The organism is Clostridium sp. AM25-23AC (assembly GCF_003435125.1).
GTDB classification, from domain to species: Bacteria; Bacillota; Clostridia; order Lachnospirales; family Lachnospiraceae; genus Pilosibacter; species Pilosibacter fragilis.
Genome location: NZ_QWGI01000027.1, coordinates 24,255 through 41,107 on the forward strand (window position 1 = coordinate 24,255; position 16,853 = coordinate 41,107).

The window sequence follows — 16,853 nt, forward strand, 5'->3', positions numbered from 1 at the left end:
TCTCGTAGGTGGCGGGATGAATGCCACTATAACGATACACAGACAGATGTAAAACGGTAAGCAATTACAATTCTTTCTCTTCCCTTTTGTGAAACCATGTGCTATAATTAACACAGAACATATGTTCTACACCAATTAGGAAAGGAGGAACCGTTTTGTATTTGACCGTATGCCAGCAGCTAAAGCATCTGTCCAAAGATGAATTCCTCATTCTACGGGAATTATGCCGCACAGCCAAAAACCTGACCAACCAGGCCATCTACCAGGTACGGCAGCATTACTTTGAACATAGCCGGTATCTCCCATATGAGAAAAACTACGCCATCTTAAAGACTTCCGAAAACTATCGGATGCTGAATTCCAACATGGCCCAGCAGATCCTTAAGGAAGTGGATGGATCTTTTAAGTCTTTCTTCGGTCTGTTGAAACTGGCAAAGCAGGGGAAGTATCCGTTTTCATCCTGCAGGCGGCCCAAATACCTTCCAAAAGACGGCTACGCAACCCTGATCGTCGGGTTTGTAAGACTGAATGGGAACCGGTTTGTCCTTCCGTACTCAGCAGCGTATAAGAAGCATCATAAACCGGTCACCATTACCATCCCGCCGGTCCTGGCAGATAAAAACATTAAGGAGATCCGTATCATCCCAAAAGCAGACGCCAGGTTCTTTGAGATCCAGTACACCTATCAGGTGGAAGCGGCTCAGAGAAATCTGAATCCAACCCATGCACTGGTGATCGACTTCGGGATCGACAATCTCATGACGGCCGTTTCCAACAGAGGGGAAAGCTTCCTCATCGATGGGAAACGCTTAAAATCCATCAACCAGTGGTTCAACAAGCGGAACGCCTGTCTGCAGAGCGTCAAAGACAAGCAGCACTACGGAAAGAAAACAACCAGACGTCAGGCCGTTTTGCAGAGGAAGAGAAACAACCAGGTCCGTGACTACATGGGTAAAGCAGCGAAACAGGTGGTCACCTACTGCATCCGGAACGATATCGGAACCCTGATCGTGGGCTACAATACCACATTCCAGCGCTCCTCAGACCTTGGCAGGCAGATGAACCAGGTCTTTGTGGGAATTCCGTTCGGGATACTCCGCAGGAAACTGAAATATCTGTGTGAAATGAATGGGATCCGCTACGTGGAACAGGAGGAAAGCTATACTTCCATGGCATCCTTCTGGGATCTGGATGAAATGCCCGTATATGGAGAAGCAGGACTTGTGCCACCGGTCTTTTCCGGCCGCCGGATCTGCCGTGGCCTGTATCAGGACCGCTCTGGAAGGCGGATCAACGCTGATGTCAATGGTGCTTTAAATATCATGCGTAAATGTAACATTGTGAGCCTAAGGGCTCTATATGATAGAGGCGATGTGGATACGCCTGTAAGAATAAGGATCGCCTGAGAGCGGGCGGAAACTCAAAGATCAAACTTCTTAAACGGGAGTCCAAGGATTCCCCAGAAGCCCCCACTTCAAATTTCTTCAAAATTAAGTGGTGGGTAATTCACTGAAATAACAAGACTAGCAAAAACGGCACTGGTTAGAACGGTGCCGTTTTTGTTTGCAAATTCTTCAGTTAGATTTTCTTGTTCAATTCGCGATCACAAGGTTAGCGCTTGCATTGCATTTGCAGACCGGGACATACTAAAACTCCATCACAAGCCCCGCATGCAGCTTGTGAACGGATTCTCCTAAGGTCTCTTTCAGGAGATCAAAGGCATGATCTCCGGTGCAGTGGCCGGTGTAGACCGAAGAGATGCCGGTGGAGCGGATCCCTTCGGCGAGGGCAAGGATCTCTGCGTCGGTCTTATTGTAGAGGTGGAAGCCGCCGATCAGGGCTTTTACTTTTTTATCCGGGAAAGTCGCGGTGACCTCACGGATAATGGTATCGGCGCCGCCGTGGGAACAGCTGTTGAAGATCACAAGGCCGTCCGGTGTGTCGAAGACGAGACTCTGTTCGTGGGAGAAGAAATCCGGCTTCCAACGCCGTTTTTCCTTCAGGTACATGTGCTCCCGGATTCCTTTTTTTTCCAGTCCCGGAGTCTTATGCGGAATCAGATAAACCCCGTCACATGGGGAAAAGTCCCCGGAGACGAGCTTGATCCGGTCCGGATACTTTTTTAACATGCCCTTTGGAATACCGATGTATTTCTTGTAATTCCAGACACCTTTGCAGCAGTTTTCTCCGGTGGTTTCCCTAAAATAGAACGGTGCAAACGAATTTACCCTGAAAAATTCCGGGATTCCGTCTGCATGGTCGTAGTGCGCGTGGGAGAGAACTCCGAAATCCACGTCTTTCATGTTCAGTCCAAGCGCATCAGCATTCTTCAGAAAAAGCCCGGATGCCCCGGCATCTAGAAGGATATGTTTCCCATGATATTCAATAAAAATTGATAATCCCCATTCACAGCCGAGATTTTCGGCGGGGATGTTGTCGCTGAGTACGGTTGCTTTCATAAATGAAAATCCTTTCGTAAAGTATTGATTGATAGTTGCCTTATAACTTTATTTTTTTCATTAAACACAAATGCGAACTTCCTGCAGGAAAGAGGTTTTGTATAACTTTGCGGCTTTACAAATTTCTTTTGCAATCTCTTTCTTATCGATCTTTTTCCTCATTAGATTTTTCCTATCAACGGTATTTGGGTAACAAAAACGCCGGACAACCAAAGTTATCCGACGCCTTTTTTATGATTGCGTGTTTTATGCTGGCTGTCAGCCTCGATGCCTTGCCGAGTATCATAAAGTGCTGGTAATTACCCTCCCCAGCCGGAGTACAGCTTTCATGTGTCGCCACACGGAAACCTTTCTGGTTCATTTATATTATACTCAAATCCCGTCCTCTTATCAACTGATTTTGAAATATCCAAGATTTTAACGGAAATGGCATGGAAAGTGTTACAGGAAAATCGCAGAAAGACCTCTTGAATATTTAAAGAAGAGATGTTATATTATAGATAAGAGAAGTGCCACCGATAGACGGCTTGGCCCTCGAAAATATGGATTAAAAAATAACCGCTAGTTTTGCGAGGACTGGGCGGTTATTTTTTTGCGTTTTTTTCGATGTCTCTGCCAAGTGAATATCCTGCCTTGAAGCAAGTTGCTCCGAAGCTCAGGATTGCAAGTACAATACCTAAGATTTCCATATGGCATCACCCTCCTCTCACTATGTATCAGAGGGTCACACATGCCCTCTGCGAAGAGGGCCAAACCGCCTACCGTTATGGTGGCACCTATATTATTCTATCACAATTTCTTTGATCTATAAAGTCTATTTTACGCTACTGGTGGTTTTAGAAGCCGTGCCACTGCTATACACGTCAGGAATTTCATAGACCGTAGTGCAATGTCCGCCCCAAGCGGATCATGGACAAATGCCTGTATCTATGGTATACTATCCCCAAAGTCGGTTCTGATACATGGAGAAATTCTGCCTGAATTTCTCCATGCATAAAAAGGCACTAACGTGTCAAACGCACACTCGCGCAAGAAGAGTCTATCACAAGCGACTGCGCTCGGCGCGAGAATGTGTCAAGGCACATTCTTTTTATGGTCTTGCTATGCCCATTTTACCGGGCGGCGGATAGGAGATAAGAATGAAAGATGATAAAAAGGTCAGCCATATTCTGCAGCTTTACCTTCAGTGGCCGGTATTTTTAACGGCACTGGTAATCCTTGCGGGAGCTGCGGTCAACCTGATCTCACGCAAGGCGGGATTCGTGATGCTTGCATTTACGGTGATCTACGCGGCGTGTGCCGGAACCCTGTATATGTACGGAAAGAAGCGGGCTCTCGGCAGTCTGGTGTCCTTTGCGTCGGCGTACAGCTGGAGTCAGAAACAGCTTCTGGCGTCCCTGGAGCTGCCCTACGCGATCGCGGACACGGAGGGTAAGATCCTTTGGATGAACCGCGCCTTTGAGGCGGTGACCAAAGAAGAGAAGAGCGCAGGGAAAAGCCTGACAATGCTCTTCAAGGAGATCACAGTGGAATCCCTCGAGAAGATGGAAAATGCGATGGAAGTCCATGTGATCTATGGGGAATCGAAATACCGCGTGAGTATGAAACGCGTGACGATCCGCCCGGATGAACTTGCCTCCGGAATCCCGGAGAAGCAGACGGAGCAGCAGATCCTTGCGGTATATCTCTATGATGAGACAGAGCTCTACAACTACAAGCAGGCGATCACAGACCAGAAGATGGTCGCGGGCCTGATTTATCTGGACAACTATGATGAGGCGTTGGAGAGCGTCGAGGAAGTCCGCAGATCGCTCTTAACGGCCCTGATCGATCGAAAGATCAACAAGTACATTTCTGCGGTTAACGGTATCGTAAAGAAGCTGGAGAAGGACAAATATTTCTTTGCGATCAAGCAGTGCTATATGCCGCGTCTGGAAAAAGAGCGGTTTGGACTGCTTGAGGAGGTAAAGACCGTCAATATCGGAAACGAGATGGCGGTGACCTTAAGTATCGGTATCGGAATGAACGGCGATACCTACAGCCAGAACTATGATTATGCCCGTACAGCGATCGATATGGCCCTCGGCCGCGGCGGTGATCAGGCGGTAGTAAAATGCGGCCAGAAGATCCAGTATTACGGCGGAAAGGCCCAGCAGTTAGAGAAAACGACCCGTGTCAAGGCCCGCGTCAAAGCCCATGCCCTCAGGGAGCTTCTTGAGACAAAGGACTGCCTTCTGATCATGGGACATAAGATCGGAGATATCGACTGCTTCGGCGCGGCGATCGGAATGTACCGGATCGCGTCTGCCCTGAACAAAAAAGCACATATCGTGATCAATGAAGTGACCTCCTCGGTGCGTCCGATGATGGAACGCTTTGAGACCGGCGATTATCCGAAGGACCTGTTCCTCACGGGAAGTGAGGCCGCGGATATCGTGGATAACAATACGGCGCTTGTCGTTGTTGACGTCAACCGCCCGAGTATCACAGAAGAACCGGACCTTTTAAAACTCGTGAAGACGATCGTTGTCATCGATCACCACCGTCAGTCCAGCGAGATCATCACAAACGCAACTCTGTCCTATGTAGAGCCTTACGCGTCATCCGCCTGTGAGCTGGTTGCGGAGATTTTACAGTATGTTGCTGACAGTATCCGGATCAAATCCCCGGAGGCGGACGCTATGTACGCGGGAATCGTGATCGATACGAACAACTTTACAAATCAGGCGGGCGTCCGCACCTTTGAGGCGGCGGCGTTCCTTAGAAGAAACGGAGCGGACGTGACGAGAGTACGGAAGTTGTTCCGTGACAGTATGGAGGACTACAAGGCGAGAGCCGAGGCAGTCCGTCAGGCAGAGGTCTATAAGAAATGCTTTGCCATCAGCGTGTGCCCGTCAGAGGGCGTGGAGAGCCCGACAGTAGTAGGCGCACAGGCTGCAAACGAGCTTCTTGACATTGTGGGAATGAAGGCATCTGTCGTTCTGACCCCATATGAAGGCAAAATCTATATCAGCGCGAGATCGATCGACGAAGTCAATGTCCAGGTCATGATGGAAAAGCTGGGCGGAGGCGGACACAGAACGATCGCAGGCGCACAGCTCCCGGGCGCTACCGTTGAGGAGGCCAAGGAGAAGGTGAAAGGCGTCATTGATATGATGCTGGAGAAAGGAGAAATTTAAGATGGAAGTTGTATTATTAGAGGATGTGAAGGCACTTGGAAAAAAGGGCCAGGTCGTAAAGGTAAATGACGGATATGCGAGAAACTTTATCCTTCCGAAAAAGCTTGGTGTTGAGGCGACATCCAAGAACTTAAACGATTTAAAGCTCCAGAAAGCAAACGCGGAGAAGGTTGCGGCAGAGCAGCTTGCGGAGGCTAAGAAGCTTGCGGAGGAGATCGATAAGATGTCCGTAACCGTTTCGATCAAAGCCGGCGAGGGCGGACGCGCGTTCGGTTCCGTCTCCACAAAGGAGATCGCGAAGGCGGCGAAGGACCAGTTAAAGCTTGATATCGACAAGAAGAAGATGGTTCTGCCGGAGCCGATCAAGAGCATCGGAAGCTTTGAGGTTCCGATCAAGCTCCACAAGGAAGTAACAGCAAGACTCAGCGTGAAGGTCGTTGAGGCGTAAAGACTGAATGTCTGCCGCGTGTGCAATACGCGGACAGCATAGTTGAAATTCAGGGCAGGAAACCAGGTAGAGGTTCCAGCCTGCAAAGTAAGAAAGAAAACGGCTTCTGCAGAAATATATGCAGAAGCCGTGCGAAGTTATAGACACAGACGTACAGAGAGGAAATCGGACAGATGGAAGAAGCGTTAGTAAAAAGGGTTTTGCCGCACAGCGTTGAGGCGGAGCAGTCGGTGATCGGTTCCATGCTGATGGACAGGGATGCGATCATCGCGGCATCGGAGATCGTGGTCGCGGACGACTTTTATCAGCGTCAGTACGGGATCATGTTTGATACGATGGTGGAGCTGTTCAATGAGGGAAAACCGGTGGATCTGGTCACGCTTCAGGACAGGCTGAAGGAAAAGGATGTCCCGCCGGAGGTGTGCAGTCTGGATTTTGTCCGCGACATCCTGGCAACGGTTCCGACTTCCGCGAATGTGCGCTCCTATGCCACGATCGTCCATGAAAAGGCGGTTCTCCGCCGACTGATCAGGATCAACGAGGAGATCGCCAACAACTGTTATTCCGGAAAGGACAGCCTTGAAGTGATCCTGGCTGACACGGAAAAGCAGATCTTCAACCTGTTGGAAAGCCGCGCTTCCGGCGATTTCGTGCCGATCCGTCAGGTCGCGCTGAACGTCCTTGATAAGATCGAGCAGGCGACCCGCTCAAAATCCACGGTAACGGGTCTTCCTACCGGATTTATCGATCTCGATTACCGGATGTCCGGCCTCCAGCCTTCGGATCTGATCCTGATCGCTGCCCGCCCGTCTATGGGTAAGACGGCGTTCGTACTGAATATTACGGACTATATCGCGGTCCGGAGACAGAAGACCTGCCTGATCTTCAGTCTGGAGATGTCGAAGGAGCAGCTGGTAAACCGTATGCTGTCCATGGAGTCCAACGTGGATTCCCAGAAGCTCCGTACCGGTACCCTGACGGATGCGGACTGGGACGCTGTCGTGGAAGGAATCGGTACGATCGGAAGCTCCAAGCTTGTAATTGATGATACGCCGGGTATTTCCATCATGGAACTTCGTTCCAAATGCCGGAAGGTTAAGCTGGAACATGGTCTCGACCTCGTTATGATCGACTACCTGCAGTTAATGTCGGGCAGCGGAAAGAACGGAGACAACCGTCAGCAGGAGATCTCTGAGATCTCAAGATCTTTAAAGGCCATCGCGAGGGAGTTGAGCGTCCCGGTGATCGCCCTGTCCCAGCTTTCCCGTGCCTGTGAGACAAGAACGGATCACAGACCGATGCTTTCGGATCTTCGAGAGTCCGGAGCCATCGAGCAGGATGCCGACGTTGTGATGTTCCTGTACCGTGACGATTATTATAATAAGGATACGGATAACCCGAACACGGCGGAGGTTATTATCGCGAAACAGCGTAACGGCCCGATCGGAACCGTATATCTTGGCTGGAAACCGGAACTGACCCGGTTTGTGAATATTGCGAAGGAGCAGCAGTAAATGCATGGTCAAGCGCCTGCTTTCGAATGGAATTTGAAGGAATTTCATCGGAAGCGGGCGTTTTTGTCATATTGGGACATGGCTTCACATATATTATTAGCAATCTGATAACGGTTTTGCAGGCATGCGGCAGTCTGTGGACATGCTGAGAAACTGGATCAAACAGAGTCGAACAATCGTTGCGGTTCATGGCAGAAATTTCGAACTGTGACGAAAATCATGTGAAAGGAAGAGGACGACCATGTCAGAAACACATTATCTGATCTCCGATGCCTCGAAAAAGGTTGATGTGGAATCTCATGTACTTCGGTACTGGGAGGAGGAACTGGAGATGAACATTCCTCGCAACGAGATGGGACATCGGTATTATACGGATTTTCATATCCGTCTTTTTAAACAGATCAAGGAATTGAAGGAAAAGGGGTATCAGTTAAAGGCGATCAAGACAGCGCTGGCGAAAACGCTGGACGCGGAGGGGGAATCGGTGGCGCCCACGGATGTTCTTGAGGAGGATGTTATGACGGCATTGAAGGAATGTACGGAGCAGGAGAAGAGAGATCTGGAAAAGCTGGATCCGGGGGAAGCCGCGGAACTCATGAACCGGGAAAAAGCGGAGCAGTTCAGGGAGTTTCTTACCCAGATGATCGGACAGGCCATCGAGGAGAACAACGAGAAGCTGAGCCAGGATATCAGCCGGATGGTGAACGATAAAGTGTTAAAGGAGATCGATTACCTGATGCGGGTGGCAGATGAGCGGGACGAAGAGCGGTTCCGGCAGCTGGATGAGACGATCCGGCTTTATCAGAAGGAGAATAAAGGGAGGGCGGAAGCTGCGGCGGCGAAAGCGCCGTTTTTGCCGTCGATCTTCAGAAAGAGAAAGTTTGGGAGAAATGGGAATAAGCTTTGATGAGAGCAAAAATGAGAACTCCTTTCGCGAAGATCCGGATTCTGGATCAGAATCCACAGAAATCAAAAAGCCGCTGTTCGAATAGAACAACGGCTTTTATGTATTGGTTTGCGTTTGTGATCAACCCTCGTTGATTGCGCCTGTCGGACAGACACCAGCACAAGTACCGCAGCTAATGCAAGTATCAGCGTCGATTACGTACTGTCCATCTCCCTGAGAAATAGCGTTTACCGGACATTCACCAGCACAAGTACCGCAGCTAACGCAGCTATCGTTAATTACATATGCCATAACAAAATACCTCCTTTGTTTATTTCTTTCATTCTATAATAAACGGTTAAATTATTCAAGGGGAAAATTGTGAAAAAATGTACCTAATGAGGAACAAAAATCCAGTAAACATGCGGTTAGACAGTCACAACTCGAGTTAGTCTATTCTTACCTTTGCAGACAAAAATCAACCCGGCTGTCATTCGGCTGAAAGTATTTCATGATGGTCACCATATGCGGACAGGCATTTTCTAAACTGGAAATACCATATCATACAGGAATGCATGATGGTTACTGTACGCGGGTAGGAATTTTCTGAACTGAAAATTCCGTATGATACCGTTATGACCGCGGATTTTGCCGATTCGGAATGCGAAGCATCGGCAAAATCCTGTTACAGTGCGCGGGCATGGAGTGCCCGTGTACTGTAACTGCATGATGCGGCTGTACCAGCAGATTTTGCAAAACCACCTTGCCAAGAAACGAAAAAAGTATTATACTCTCGATATGCTGGCATAAGGGCAGTATGCCTGTTATGCCGGAAACAATCGTAGAAAATTGCCCGCGGCAGATTTCGAAGGTGAAAGGAGGATTTATCATGCAGATTTCAAAAGAAATGCTCATTGGTGAGCTTCTTCAGGTTGATGAGAATATGGCTCAGATTTTAATGGGCGCTGGAATGCACTGCATCGGATGCCCGTCTTCTCAGATGGAGTCTCTGGAAGAGGCTTGCATGGTTCACGGAATTCCGGTAGAAAAACTTGTAAGTGTGATTAACGAGTATCTGGCTCAGAAGCAGCAGTAATGTATGTGACCGCTCGAGAGAGTTTCGGTTTGCTGACTGTGCGAAAGGTCGGAAGGACTGTGGTCAGGGAGAATTTTCCCGGCTTCAGTCCTTTTTTCGTTTTGACGTATATAGAGCAGCTTGCCGGAAAAGCTTTGTATGTTGAAAAACCTGGGGACACTTTGGAAACAGACTTTTCGCATAAAAAAGCATCTGTATAAATCTGCGGATCACAGTCTTTTACAGATGCTCTATTTAAATTGAATCACTTGGAAAGTCAGATTATAAGTTTTGCAGCACCTTCAGCGCGTCCTTCTTTACGATCACATCATAATGTTCCGCGTAGTAAGCGCCGGACGCAGCGGCATCGCCCTTTAACCTTGTTCCGTATTCGGAGAGAGTATTGCAGACTCTGTTGAAGGAACTCTCACTGTCGTTTTCCTTCTTGAGGATCAGGTAGAAGACCCCATTTTCCGGATTCTTGTAGAGAACACTGTTTCCTTTAAAAACAGCACCGGTCTGCCGTGCGGCTTCACAGACGAGATCGAGGGAAGAAAACTGGTAGATCCTTGTAAACTGAGCCGGATTCTTCGACTCTTCCTTTCCCTGCGGTCCATTTGCCGTTGCAGCTGGTGCCGCAGGAGCTTTTTCTCCCTCCGGCTTTAAAATTCCGCTCTGGGTCAGGATATTGATCAGGCCGTCAGCGCCTTCCAGCACTTCCGCGGTGAGATTTCCCCATCCGTTATCATTCTCGTCCTCTTCCGGTGAGAACTTGGAGAACCGGGTATCCAGTTCCTCTGGATCTTCCATCTTCGTGATGATCAGCATAACACTCTCGTTCGCCATCGGGATCGCCTCGACCATAAGCGGGATATCCTCGGCCTCGAAACCGACCTCATTTGCGGCGCGCTGGATCATCTCGCGGAAAAGATTACGGGCTTTCTCGGTTCCATAGGCCAGCTCGCCGAGATTCATATTCCGGACACTCAGGTCAAAGTTGCTGAGGGTGCAGCGGATCTGGTTTTCATTGATACGTTCTATTTTCATAGGATCACTTCCTGTCTGGTTAAAATCAAAATATTCGCGGTATGCTGTAATTCCCATTATAAGAGGGCAGAAAACCGCATTTTTACATCTATAATATACTATATCCTATTCAGCTTTTGCAATCGTATGAGGGAAGTTTATTAAAATTTAATCAGTTTGACATCTACAAGATGGTCTGAAGCGGGAGTGTGTATATTAGAATAGTCGCAAGAGGTTGTGTTGCCGGAAGGAGGTGTGATGGTTTATCGAGCGCGTTCTGTTTGGCAAGTATCGGTTGTGCAGAGAGCTGGGAAACGGGCGATCCGGTACTGTATATCTGGCGTATCACGTTGAGCTGGAAGAATACAGGGCGGTAAAAGTAGTCCCGAAATCCCTGGCGGATTATGATACTTTTAGAAAAGAAGCACTTTTTCTGAAAACACTGAGACATCCGGGAATCCCCATCGTCTACGATGTGGAGGAAGATACCGGATACAGTTATCTGATCGAAGAATATCTGGAAGGCGAATCTTTATATGCCCTGGTAAAACGCCTGGGCAGCTTGTCGGTTAAGGCGGCAGCTGATCTTGGAATACAGATCTGCCGTATCATTCAGTTTATGAATTCAGCAGAAAATCCTATTTTATATTTAGACTTGCAGCCCAAAAATCTGCTGGTGTGCAATGGAGTCCTTCGTCTGACGGATTTTGATCATGCACAATACGCGTCAGATGCCGCTGCGTTTGGTGAGCGGTACGGAACGATCGGTTTTGCGGCGCCGGAACAGTACACAGGGGAACCACTGGACTGCCGGACGGACGTGTACGCGATCGGTGCGCTGCTCTACTTTATGAGCCGTGGGGATGCGCCGGGAAGTGTTCCGGAATACAGGAATGAACCGGAATATAGGATGTTTGACCGGATCATCCGCGGGTGTATGGAAAAGGAGAAAGAAGCGCGTTACCAGAGTGCGGATGAACTGCAGGAAACGCTGCAGGAGCTGCAAAATCAACTGAAGGAACAGGCAGCAGAATCTCGAATCGTTGTTTTTGCCGGGGCGGCAGCGGGGATCGGAACAACCCATGCGGCTCTCGGAATGTCTCATTTTCTGACCCGGAATGGGTGTCCGGCTTTATATCAGGAAGCTTATGATACGTCTGCGGTTCGCACACTTGCGAAAAATATGGGAATCAAAACGGACCGGACCGGCGTATATCGAATCGGATGCGGAAGCATCCGGCCTTATTATGGCGAAGCTGTGAAGCTGCCATATCTTTATTTTCCAGTAATCATAAAGGATGTGGGAGTGATCCGCCCGGAAGAGAAACTTCCGGAAGCAGATTTTTATGTTCTTGTATGCGGGGGAAAATGGTGGGAGATCGACAGGACTGTGAATGCGGCGAAGATCTTAAAAAGCCGTGGGAATGTAATCCTGCTCTTCAATCATATGGAGAAAAAAGCACGTCTGAAACTTCCAAAAGTTTTATCTGATATTCATTATTTCTTTCTTCCGTTCTTTTCAAATCCATTCAGAGAAGATAAAGCTGCCAACACCTGTTACCGGGATCTATGGAACGATGGTACAGGGGAAACCAGATGGAAAAGAAAAAAATTATCACAGAGACTCAGGAGAAGCGATGCAGAATGATCGGAATCGCTGGGAGCAATACCGGGGTGGGGTGCACCCATTTTTCGATCATGCTGACAAACTATCTCGCGGGATACCTCAGAAGGAAAGCCATACTGCTGGAATTTAATGAGTCGGGGGACTTAGAAAAGCTTGAATACGTCTGCACGGGGCAGATGGGACAGAAAAATCCATACAGGGTACTGGATGCGGATTATTATAAGTATGCAGGGCCGGAGGCTGTGAAGGAGGTGCTTCAGAGGGGATATGACGATATCCTGATCGATTTCGGATCGGTCAAAGATGGCGCAAACGAATTATATTGGAGATGCGATAAAAAGTTCCTGGTGGGTTCCTTTACGGAGTGGCAGCAGGAGAGTTTCCGGGAATTCGAGATGGAACAGAGAGCGAAACAGAAAAAAAGCTGGCAGAGTCTCGCGGTATTTGGAAGCGAGGAGACCAGAAGAGAATTCTCGAGAAGATTTCGGATCAATGCAGAACGGATTCCGTTTTCAGCGGATGCCTTCTTGGTCACGAAGGAGTGCGGGGAATTTTTTCAGCGTATCCTGTAAAAATGACATAAAAGGACGATTTCCCTAACCGTTATAAAGGGAAAAGCCTGATACTCAGAAATGTCACAATAAATGAGATCTGACCGGCTAAGAATACAGCAGCGGGGAAAAACATGTCACAGTATAACCTTCTTCAGTCATCGCGGAAAAGCCGGGAACAGAGGCATTTAATAACTTAAAATCGACAGCGCAGAGGGAGAACGTTCAATGAAGAGCATCGATAAGACCGTGCATGCCATAGATATGCGGCACGAAGAAAAGAAAGGTGTATATGGGTATGGAAACAGCAAGCGGAACGTATGACTCGGAAAATCGAAGTGTCGAGGAGATGACGCGCTATCTGAATGGACTTAAGCGGTACACGGAAAAAGGAATCCCGATCTACATGGACGGAAAACTTTCCGGGCAGAGAGAATGGGAGAAACTGTTTGAAGTTCGTGAGGATGGAATGTTCTATATGGGAGATTATGTCCAGGCGGAAGGCGGCGGTCTGAAGGAGATACGGTTTGATAAGGTCTATCTAAGCGAAGCGGATATCATGGAGACGAAAGGTCGGAGGAGAAGAACGAGAAAATAAGGAAAGACGGAGGATACCGAATAGAATGGATCTGGCGGTACTGGATAGCAGTAAATCGCACGGAAATGAACCAGGTTATATGTACGAAGTAATATAGATTCAACAGCTGGGGGATCGTTCTGCCAGATGATTCGTAAGACTGCTGACAACAATTCGTTACAAAAAGTTAACAGACAGACATTCCGCGTTGTGGTATACTTAAGCTATCTTGAAGATCCGGCAAAGTATACGATCTGTGTATACCTTGCCGGATCATCCGTAATAAATAACGATTCAGCATGCCGCCGGTGAGAGACGGAAATGAACGCAGAGTTCTGGGAACCGGCGTGCGGAAAGAGTGATAACGAATGAGAAAAGTAGTTCCTGTATTGGTTGCTGTCGGTCTGATCGTCCTGATCGCCGTGGGATTTGTCGGTTTCCAGGTACTGGACCGGTATATGCCGACGAAAGAGCGGGCGGATCTCGCGGAAGTCTATGATGTGTCCGGGGATGAGACCGCGATCCTCTATAACTATGAGCGGCAGGAGCAGACAGGAATCTATGAAAATGGACAGACGTATCTGCCGGTCTCCTGGGTGAATGACCACATTAATGAGCGGTTCTACTGGGACAGCACGGAAGACCTTCTCGTATACGCGCTCCCGGACCAGATCGTCTATGCGGACGCGGAGACAAAGGGGGCCAACGGCGCTCCGCTGCTTCTTGTAAAAGATGATGAGGTCTATCTGACGCTGGGTTTGATCGCAAACTATACGGATGTGCAGATCCAGACCTTTGACTCCGGGGATGGAAGACGTGTCCTGATCAATGACTGGGGAACAAGAAATATAGCGCGGGTGAAAAAGGCTGGAAGTCTGCGAGTAAAAGGCGGCGTAAAGAGTAAGATCCTCACAGACCTCGCAGAGGACGATACGGTGACCGTTCTCGATACGATGGAGAAATGGTCCAAGGTCGCATCTTCCGACGGAAATATCGGATATGTGGAAAATAAGCGCCTGGCAGCCGCGGAGAGCCAGAAATTTTCCGGAAATTTCACAGCTCCTGTATACAAGAATACCAGCATGAGCGGAAAGATCGTTCTCGGCTGGCACCAGGTAACAAGCCAGGACGGAAACAATACCTTTGACAGCATTGTGGCAAAGACAAAAGGGATGAACGTGATCTCCCCGACATGGTTTTCCCTGACAGACAACAACGGAAACTATAGGTCACTGGCGAGCAAAGATTATGTGGCGAAGGCCCATGCAAAGGGGCTCCAGGTATGGGCGCTGATCGATAACTTCAGTGCCGATGTCCAGACGGAGACGCTGTTAGCATCCACCGCCACCCGCCGCAGGCTGATCGACAGCCTGATCGCGGATGCGGAAAAATATGACCTGGATGGTCTGAATCTTGATTTTGAGAGCCTGAAAACAGAGGCGGGCGTCCATTATATCGAATTTATCCGGGAATTATCGATCCCGTGCCGCCAGAAAGGTATTGTCCTGTCCGTGGACAACTATGTTCCGGCGAGATACAACAGCTTCTATAACCTGAAAGAACAGGGAATTGTTGCGGATTATGTGATTATGATGGGGTATGATGAGCACTTTGCGGGCGGCGAGCCGGGCTCTGTGTCCTCTATCAGCTACGTGAAGAATGGAATCTCCGGAATGCTCGAGGATGTCCCGAAGGAGAAGCTGATCAATGCCGTTCCGTTCTACACGAGACTCTGGATCGAAGCCGGGGACGGATCCATCACCTCCAAGGCGATGGGAATCGCGGATGCGAAGAAGTGGGCAGACAATAACCAGGTGGAGCTTACCTGGCAGGCGGATACCGCCCAATATTATGGCGAGAAACAGACAAATGACGGTGCTTGGTTCCTCTGGATGGAGGAGGAGCGGTCCTTGAAAGAAAAGATGAACGTGGTCCGTCAGAACGATCTGGCGGGAGTCGCGTGCTGGAAACTGGGGTTTGAGGATTCTGCCGCGTGGGATTCCATCCAGTGGAACTAAGATCATAATGGCGCTTTTACGCCGGACCTACCAGGTCACCATCTTGTCCAGCAGGAGTTTCTGTTCCTTGCTGGAACGTGTGAGGTAGATGCGGGTGGTCTCGATGCTCTCATGACCGAGAAGATCCGCCAATAGAGAGATATCGCTGCTGCGAGCCAGAAAATTCTTCGCGAACCGGTGGCGGAAAGAATGAGGGTACATGGTATCAGGATCGATGCCATACCGGACTGCATAGTGTTTTAATTGGGAATGGATGCCTCTGGTCGTCACGGGGCGTCCATTTTTTCCCACAAAAAGAAAGCCGGAGGTGATACCGCGGCGGTCACACCAGGCTTTTGCCTCCTGACAGAGGGAATCCGGGATGTAGATGCGGCGGATCTTCCCACCTTTGGAGTAGAGATCAAGATACCCGCAGGCTAAATGTTCCGCCTTGATCTGCACCAGCTCACTGACCCTGGCACCGGTGGTCACCAGAAAACGGACGATGAAATACCAGAAGTCGTGGTGTTCTGCTTTCAGGTTCCGTTGGAGCGTCTCACAGTCTTCGTTTGTGATAATGGAGTCCTGGAAGGTGTCGCGGGAAATTTTTACCGCATGGAGTCGAAAACTGGCGAGGTCGGGATAGAGTTCCGGCTGTTCTTCCTCCAGGAAAAGAAGAAAATGATTTACGGCGTAGATCCGCTGATTGATCGTTGCGGGGCGGTAATTGGCAATCAGAAGACTCCGGTATTTCCGGAGAAGAGATTCGGTTGGAATGGGATAGATGGACAGAAGCTGCCTGATCGTCCGTCCATACGCGTCTCCGGTATTTTCAGACATATTCTTTTTTCTTAAATATGATCTAAATGATTCTGCCAGGTTTTCCTGGTCTTTTGGAAGTTCTTTCATAACATATCCTTTGAATAATAACGGAGCAGCAGGAATTTTACCAGTTTACGATCTGATTGAAGAGATCCTGCTGTTCAGTACTGCTTTTATGTAGGTAAATGCGGGTAGTCTCAATGCTCTCATGTCCAAGAATATCGGACAGAAGCGCAATGTCATCACATTGTTCTATAAATTTTTTTGCGAATAGATGTCGGAATGCATGGGGATGTACGACAGATGGATCCAGATTGTATCGAAGTGCAAAAACCTTAAGCTGATCCCGGATCCCGTTTGTGGTGATCGGATTTCCGAAACGGTTTAAAAATAAGCTGCCGCTGGTGCGCTTTTCGTTTTGAAGCCACAGCAGGCAGGTCTCCTGGACATTTTGCGGGAAGTAGATCCGCCGGATCTTATCACCTTTTGAGTACAGGTCCATCTGACCGCGGATCATATCTTCCACACGGATCTGGAGAAGTTCGCTGATCCGCACGCCAGTGGCGGCCATGATCCGCACGGCAAAGTAGTAGGTAGGCTTTCCGTCACGCAGAAGACATTTTTTCAGGTACTCATAGTCGGCCTGGCTGATCATGAGGTAAGCTTCAACTCATCCTCCGAAAAGGACTTGC

15 protein-coding genes are annotated in these 16,853 nt (G+C 48.9%); 10 read left to right on the forward strand and 5 right to left on the reverse strand.

Going from position 1 to position 16,853, the window contains the following annotated elements:
- Positions 1 to 155: 155 nt before the first annotated feature.
- The gene (locus DW677_RS14290) at positions 156 to 1,406 is read left to right on the forward strand and encodes an RNA-guided endonuclease TnpB family protein (RefSeq protein WP_117567663.1); all 1,251 of its coding nucleotides are present in this window, start codon (positions 156 to 158) and stop codon (positions 1,404 to 1,406) included.
- 240 nt (positions 1,407 to 1,646) lie between these two features.
- On the opposite strand, the gene DW677_RS14295 is transcribed toward DW677_RS14290, so the two are convergent.
- Positions 1,647 to 2,459 carry an MBL fold metallo-hydrolase gene (locus DW677_RS14295; RefSeq protein WP_117567664.1) on the reverse strand — a complete coding sequence of 271 codons (813 nt, stop codon included), beginning with the start codon at positions 2,457 to 2,459 and terminating at the stop codon, positions 1,647 to 1,649.
- Positions 2,460 to 3,598: 1,139 nt separating this feature from the next.
- Here DW677_RS14295 and DW677_RS14305 point away from each other — a divergent pair.
- From DW677_RS14305 to DW677_RS14320, 4 genes are all read left to right on the forward strand, one after another.
- Positions 3,599 to 5,638, forward strand: a complete 2,040-nt coding sequence (locus DW677_RS14305; RefSeq protein WP_117567665.1) for a DHH family phosphoesterase — start codon at positions 3,599 to 3,601, stop codon at positions 5,636 to 5,638.
- A 1-nt stretch (position 5,639) separates the two neighbouring features.
- Positions 5,640 to 6,086, forward strand: coding sequence for a 50S ribosomal protein L9 (gene rplI, locus DW677_RS14310; RefSeq protein WP_015552983.1), 447 nt, complete (start codon positions 5,640 to 5,642; stop codon positions 6,084 to 6,086).
- Positions 6,087 to 6,259: 173 nt separating this feature from the next.
- Entirely contained in the window at positions 6,260 to 7,600 is a 1,341-nt protein-coding gene (gene dnaB / locus DW677_RS14315; RefSeq protein ID WP_021905152.1) for a replicative DNA helicase, read from the forward strand.
- 241 nt (positions 7,601 to 7,841) lie between these two features.
- Positions 7,842 to 8,507 (forward strand): helix-turn-helix domain-containing protein, encoded by a 666-nt coding sequence (locus DW677_RS14320; RefSeq protein WP_117468996.1) that lies wholly within the window; start codon positions 7,842 to 7,844, stop codon positions 8,505 to 8,507.
- A 120-nt stretch (positions 8,508 to 8,627) separates the two neighbouring features.
- Here DW677_RS14320 and DW677_RS14325 read toward each other — a convergent pair whose 3' ends face one another.
- Entirely contained in the window at positions 8,628 to 8,798 is a 171-nt protein-coding gene (locus tag DW677_RS14325) for a 4Fe-4S binding protein (protein WP_117483534.1), read from the reverse strand.
- A 577-nt stretch (positions 8,799 to 9,375) separates the two neighbouring features.
- Between DW677_RS14325 and DW677_RS14330 the strand changes: the two genes are divergently transcribed.
- Positions 9,376 to 9,582 carry a DUF1858 domain-containing protein gene (locus DW677_RS14330; RefSeq protein WP_015552988.1) on the forward strand — a complete coding sequence of 69 codons (207 nt, stop codon included), beginning with the start codon at positions 9,376 to 9,378 and terminating at the stop codon, positions 9,580 to 9,582.
- Between the two features lie 261 nt (positions 9,583 to 9,843).
- On the opposite strand, the gene DW677_RS14340 is transcribed toward DW677_RS14330, so the two are convergent.
- The gene (locus DW677_RS14340) at positions 9,844 to 10,608 is read right to left on the reverse strand and encodes an adaptor protein MecA (protein ID WP_117468997.1); all 765 of its coding nucleotides are present in this window, start codon (positions 10,606 to 10,608) and stop codon (positions 9,844 to 9,846) included.
- 274 nt (positions 10,609 to 10,882) lie between these two features.
- On the opposite strand from DW677_RS14340, the gene DW677_RS14345 reads away from it, so the two are divergent.
- The 4 genes from DW677_RS14345 (at position 10,883) to DW677_RS14360 (ending at position 15,360) form a co-directional block, all read left to right on the forward strand.
- Positions 10,883 to 12,235, forward strand: a complete 1,353-nt coding sequence (locus tag DW677_RS14345) for a serine/threonine-protein kinase (protein ID WP_158552990.1) — start codon at positions 10,883 to 10,885, stop codon at positions 12,233 to 12,235.
- Positions 12,184 to 12,786: a hypothetical protein gene (locus DW677_RS14350; RefSeq protein ID WP_147324176.1), complete on the forward strand. Its 603-nt coding sequence runs from the start codon at positions 12,184 to 12,186 to the stop codon at positions 12,784 to 12,786. The genes DW677_RS14345 and DW677_RS14350 overlap by 52 nt, the downstream gene beginning before the upstream one ends.
- A 277-nt stretch (positions 12,787 to 13,063) precedes the next feature.
- Positions 13,064 to 13,363, forward strand: a complete 300-nt coding sequence (locus DW677_RS14355; protein ID WP_117469290.1) for a hypothetical protein — start codon at positions 13,064 to 13,066, stop codon at positions 13,361 to 13,363.
- A gap of 347 nt (positions 13,364 to 13,710) precedes the next feature.
- Complete coding sequence (locus DW677_RS14360) at positions 13,711 to 15,360, forward strand: glycosyl hydrolase family 18 protein (RefSeq protein ID WP_117567667.1); 1,650 nt, start codon at positions 13,711 to 13,713, stop codon at positions 15,358 to 15,360.
- Between the two features lie 27 nt (positions 15,361 to 15,387).
- On the opposite strand, the gene DW677_RS14365 is transcribed toward DW677_RS14360, so the two are convergent.
- Positions 15,388 to 16,179, reverse strand: a complete 792-nt coding sequence (locus DW677_RS14365) for a tyrosine-type recombinase/integrase (RefSeq protein ID WP_347465567.1) — start codon at positions 16,177 to 16,179, stop codon at positions 15,388 to 15,390.
- A 106-nt stretch (positions 16,180 to 16,285) separates the two neighbouring features.
- Positions 16,286 to 16,816, reverse strand: a complete 531-nt coding sequence (locus DW677_RS14370; protein WP_242992184.1) for a tyrosine-type recombinase/integrase — start codon at positions 16,814 to 16,816, stop codon at positions 16,286 to 16,288.
- Positions 16,817 to 16,853 lie beyond the last annotated feature (37 nt).

Coding starts and splice junctions, on each gene's coding strand:
- DW677_RS14370 (WP_242992184.1), bottom strand. CDS start 16,816: ATGATCAGCCAGGCCGACTATGAGTACCTGAAAAAATGTCTTCTGCGT.
- DW677_RS14295 (WP_117567664.1), bottom strand. CDS start 2,459: ATGAAAGCAACCGTACTCAGCGACAACATCCCCGCCGAAAATCTCGGC.
- DW677_RS14360 (WP_117567667.1), top strand. CDS start 13,711: ATGAGAAAAGTAGTTCCTGTATTGGTTGCTGTCGGTCTGATCGTCCTG.
- DW677_RS14320 (WP_117468996.1), top strand. CDS start 7,842: ATGTCAGAAACACATTATCTGATCTCCGATGCCTCGAAAAAGGTTGAT.
- DW677_RS14325 (WP_117483534.1), bottom strand. CDS start 8,798: ATGGCATATGTAATTAACGATAGCTGCGTTAGCTGCGGTACTTGTGCT.
- dnaB (WP_021905152.1), top strand. CDS start 6,260: ATGGAAGAAGCGTTAGTAAAAAGGGTTTTGCCGCACAGCGTTGAGGCG.
- DW677_RS14365 (WP_347465567.1), bottom strand. CDS start 16,179: ATGTCTGAAAATACCGGAGACGCGTATGGACGGACGATCAGGCAGCTT.
- DW677_RS14340 (WP_117468997.1), bottom strand. CDS start 10,608: ATGAAAATAGAACGTATCAATGAAAACCAGATCCGCTGCACCCTCAGC.
- rplI (WP_015552983.1), top strand. CDS start 5,640: ATGGAAGTTGTATTATTAGAGGATGTGAAGGCACTTGGAAAAAAGGGC.
- DW677_RS14355 (WP_117469290.1), top strand. CDS start 13,064: ATGGAAACAGCAAGCGGAACGTATGACTCGGAAAATCGAAGTGTCGAG.
- DW677_RS14330 (WP_015552988.1), top strand. CDS start 9,376: ATGCAGATTTCAAAAGAAATGCTCATTGGTGAGCTTCTTCAGGTTGAT.
- DW677_RS14350 (WP_147324176.1), top strand. CDS start 12,184: ATGGAAAAGAAAAAAATTATCACAGAGACTCAGGAGAAGCGATGCAGA.
- DW677_RS14305 (WP_117567665.1), top strand. CDS start 3,599: ATGAAAGATGATAAAAAGGTCAGCCATATTCTGCAGCTTTACCTTCAG.